2 protein-coding genes are annotated in these 3,799 nt (G+C 59.8%); both read left to right on the top strand.

Translation table 11 applies throughout. The features are described 5' to 3' along the window. The first annotated feature begins 507 nt into the window (after nucleotides 1-507). Nucleotides 508-1,806: a group II intron reverse transcriptase/maturase gene (gene ltrA, locus VF515_08615; GenBank protein ID HEX7407695.1), complete on the top strand. Its 1,299-nt coding sequence runs from the start codon at nucleotides 508-510 to the stop codon at nucleotides 1,804-1,806. Between the two features lie 363 nt (nucleotides 1,807-2,169). Continuing rightward, nucleotides 2,170-3,639: a group II intron reverse transcriptase/maturase gene (gene ltrA / locus VF515_08610; GenBank protein ID HEX7407694.1), complete on the top strand. Its 1,470-nt coding sequence runs from the start codon at nucleotides 2,170-2,172 to the stop codon at nucleotides 3,637-3,639. The last annotated feature ends 160 nt before the right edge of the window (nucleotides 3,640-3,799 follow it).

Genomic DNA, 3,799 nt, shown 5'->3' with positions numbered 1-3,799 from the left:
AAAGCCTGATGCTTCCAGCGGGCGAAATTCCCGCACCGGAAAGGGGAACGAGCCGCCCCACCGGGAATCGAGCCTTGGTCTCATGGAGGCAACGACATGAGTTAAGCGTAGGCACGGGCGACGAGCGGGCCGTAACGCAAGTGAAGCGATTGAGCCTCGTGATGATAATAAACCGCAGGCCGACAGAGTCGTAGTGGCTGGAAGGCAATAGTAGGTCACCGCAAGAGGCGATGGTGACCGGAGACTGCGGCGGGGTCAGAGAGCACGGCACGTTCGGAAACGGAAGCATTGAGGAACCTGAGAGATCCACTGTGGTCTCGGCTCGGAGCGGAAACGAGCGGAGTATGCTGGACGAATGGATCATTCCTGAGAAAGGCAGACGCTGCAGTGGAAGTCGGATTCGCTGGTAGTACTCAGAGCGCAGGAAAACTGCGTACACGGGGAAGCGGCGAAGCAGATGAAGGCTGACTGTCGGGAAACATCACCCGCACTCACAGAGGCAGGAACATGATGTCAACGCAACTGAGTCAGATAGCGAAGAAGGCCAAACTGGATCGCACGGTGCGATTCACCTCGTTGGCGCACTTGCTGACGCCGGAATTCCTCACGGAAACGTGGGGCATGATGAACCGGCGCGCGGCCAGTGGGATCGATGGGGAGAGCACCGAGCAGTTTGAGAGCGAGTTGAAGCAGCGGGTCGAGGAGATTTGTACACAACTTCGAGCAGGCGCCTATCGCGCGCCACCGGTTCGGCGGGTTGAAATACCCAAAGGGCCAGGCAAAACCGGAACGCGCCCTTTGGGGATCCCCACGGTCGCGGATCGGCTGCTGCAGCGAGCGGTAGCGCGCATTATCGAGGCAGTGTTCGAAGCGGATTTCCTCGACTGCAGTTACGGCTTTCGACCGGGGCGCAACCCTCATCACGCTCTGCAGGCGCTGCGCTTGCAAATCGTGTCCAAGAAGGTGAACCACGTATTCGAGGCCGATATTCGCAGCTACTTCACCCGCATCAGTCATCAGTGGTTGCGCAAGATGGTGGCCCACCGGATCGCCGACCCGGCAATTCTTAAGCTGATTGGAAAATGGCTTAAGGCCGGGGCGATGGTTGATGGGGCACTGATTTCAACCAATGAGGGCACGCCACAAGGCGGCCCAATATCGCCTGTGCTGAGTAATATCTACCTGCACTTCACGCTCGACCTGTGGTTTGAAAAGAAATTCAAAGCACAGTGCCAGGGCGAGGCGTACTTGGTGCGTTTCGCGGATGATTTTGTGGGAAGCTTCCAGTTCTGGGGAGACGCGCAGAATTTCCAGCGCCAATTGCGGGAACGTTTTGCGCAGTTCAATCTAGAGCTGGCCGAGGAGAAAACCCGGCTGTTGCTCTTTGGGCGTTTTGCGGCCGTCGAACGGCGCAAGCACGGACATAGGCCCGAGACGTTTGAGTTTCTGGGCTTCAAGCACGTCTGTGGGGAGGATCGAGCAGGGCGTTTCGCCCTGATCCGTATTCCTAGCACCAAGAGTTGCAGAAAGTTCCTCGCTCGCGCCCGCGAGTGGTTGCTTGGACACAGACATTGGAAGAGACGCCAACAACAGCAGCACCTCACGGTGATGCTGCGCGGCTTCTACCAGTACTTCGCCTTGCACCACTGCGACCGCAAGCTCAGCTGGATCCGCCATGAAGTCCAGCGACACTGGGTGCACGCCCTGCAACGCCGAGGTCAACGACAGCGGATCAGCTGGGTGTATTTGAGCGATCGACCGTGGTTCGAGCTCCCATCAGCTCGCACATTGCATCCAACGGTATGAAGCGGAGGTCTTCGCAAAAGTCATCTGGGGAGCCCAGTGCGGGGTGCGATAGGAAAGCTGGAATGAGCTTGCCAGTGAAAGTCTGGTCCGTCCAAAGCCGAGCAGGCAGGACGGGAGCGAGTCTTGCGGGCGTCGCGGTAACGCGGGGTCCGAAGCGTAGACAGCGGTTGGACGGGGTGTGGAATTGACTCCCGAAATCGGCATGTTGTGGAGGCAGAGCTGGCGCCCGCACCAGCGAAAGCAGCACATCGGGTCTCGCTATGCGAGAGACCGGATGCTCCGCCGGGGGCTGGGACTACGTCACGACCAAAAGGCCCATTCCGGAACCTATGAGGCCCATCCGCGTCCATCGGTTGGTCTCCGATGGGGGCGACGAACGAGGGACAACCACAGTTCGCCGCATCGCGGATGGGAGTCGGACCGCTCCATATTATCGATGAAGTCACCGAAGGAAACGAGGTGATGGAGAAAAGGGAGCGGCAGGAAGGGATCACGCCGGGGCAGGCGAAGGGCCAGACACAGCGCTGGCAACCCTTGCAGCCAAACCTCGAGCGTGTGAATGAGGCGGCCAGACGTTCTGGCCAGACACGGTTCACGGCACTGCTGCATCACGTCGACGTTGCCGCGCTCGAAAGGGCGTTTCGGCGGCAGAGACGCGCGGCCAGTCCAGGGATCGATCGGGTGAAGGTGGAGGACTACGAGCGGAATCTGGAGGTCAATCTCCAGCGTCTGCACGCCAGGATCCACAGCGGGCAGTACTGGCCCAAGCCAGTGCGCCGCACCTACATCCCGAAAGCTGACGGCAGTCTCCGCCCGCTCGGCATTCCGACACTGGAAGACAAGATCGTCCAGGGCGCGGTGGCCGAAGTGCTGAATGCCGTCTACGAGGCCGACTTTCTGGGGTTCAGCCACGGCTTCCGGCCGGAGCGAAGCCCGCATTCGGCCTTGGCTGCCCTAGACAAGGCCCTGATGACGCAGCGTGTGAACTTTGTGCTCGATGTCGACATCCGCACCTTCTTCGATTCCGTTGACCACGGATGGTTGATGCGAATGCTGGCGCACAGGATCGCCGACCCCCGGGTGCTCCGCTTGATTAAGCGGTGGCTCGAGGCCGGCGTCCTTGAGAGCGGCCAATGGAGACCGGTGGAGTCGGGCACTCCGCAGGGGTCGGGGGTCAGCCCCATCCTTGCGAATGTTTTTCTTCACTACGTCGTCGACCTCTGGGTTCACCAATGGAGAAGACGGCGGGCAGCCGGGACGGTGATCGTCTGTAGGTACGCAGATGATATGGTGTTCGGCTGTCAGTTCGAGGCAGATGGGAAGCAGCTCCTCGTGGATCTCAAAGACAGGCTGCTGCAGTTCGGCCTGTCGCTCCATGAGGGCAAGACCCGGTTGATCGAGTTCGGGCGGTTCGCCGCCCACGAGCGAACCGCCGCTGGGCAGCGACGCCCGGAGACCTTCGACTTCCTGGGCTTCACGCACTACTGCGCCAAAACCAGGAAGAACAAGTTCATGGTCAAGAGGAAGACGCAAGCCAAGCGCCTTGCTCGAAAGCTGAAGGCAATCCGAGAAGAGATGAAGCACCGCATGCATGCTCCGCTACGGGAACAGCATCGGTGGCTACGTCAAGTGCTGAACGGTCATTATCAGTACTTCGGAGTGATCTTCAATTATCGATCACTGCGCGTGTTCAAGGCATGCGTCGTCAAGGACTGGCGTAAGGTGCTCGGCAAACGTAGCCAAAAGGGCTGCATGAACTGGGCGAATTACCGCCAGCTCCTGATCGCCTTCCCTCTTCCGGAACCGGTGATCCACCAGGCATGGCGGCAATGATCGACCCGCCTCAGGTCCTTTCTGAAGAGCCCACTGCGGTAACGCCGCACGGTGGGTTCTGTGGGGGCGAAAGCCAGCAATGGCTGAGCTACCCGACAGATCTGCATGTCCGGTTCGATGAGCGTTGCGCCTTGCAAGCGCGTTGAAGTCTGCCGTCTGC

This window comes from Candidatus Binatia bacterium, from assembly GCA_036382395.1.
GTDB lineage: Bacteria > Desulfobacterota > Binatia > HRBIN30 > HRBIN30 > JAGDMS01.
This window is presented reverse-complemented; position numbering and strand designations above follow the sequence as displayed.

Excerpts from the sequence above, each read along its gene's own strand:
- ltrA (HEX7407695.1), top strand. The coding sequence starts at position 508 with ATGATGTCAACGCAACTGAGTCAGATAGCGAAGAAGGCCAAACTGGAT.
- ltrA (HEX7407694.1), top strand. The coding sequence starts at position 2,170 with ATGGGGGCGACGAACGAGGGACAACCACAGTTCGCCGCATCGCGGATG.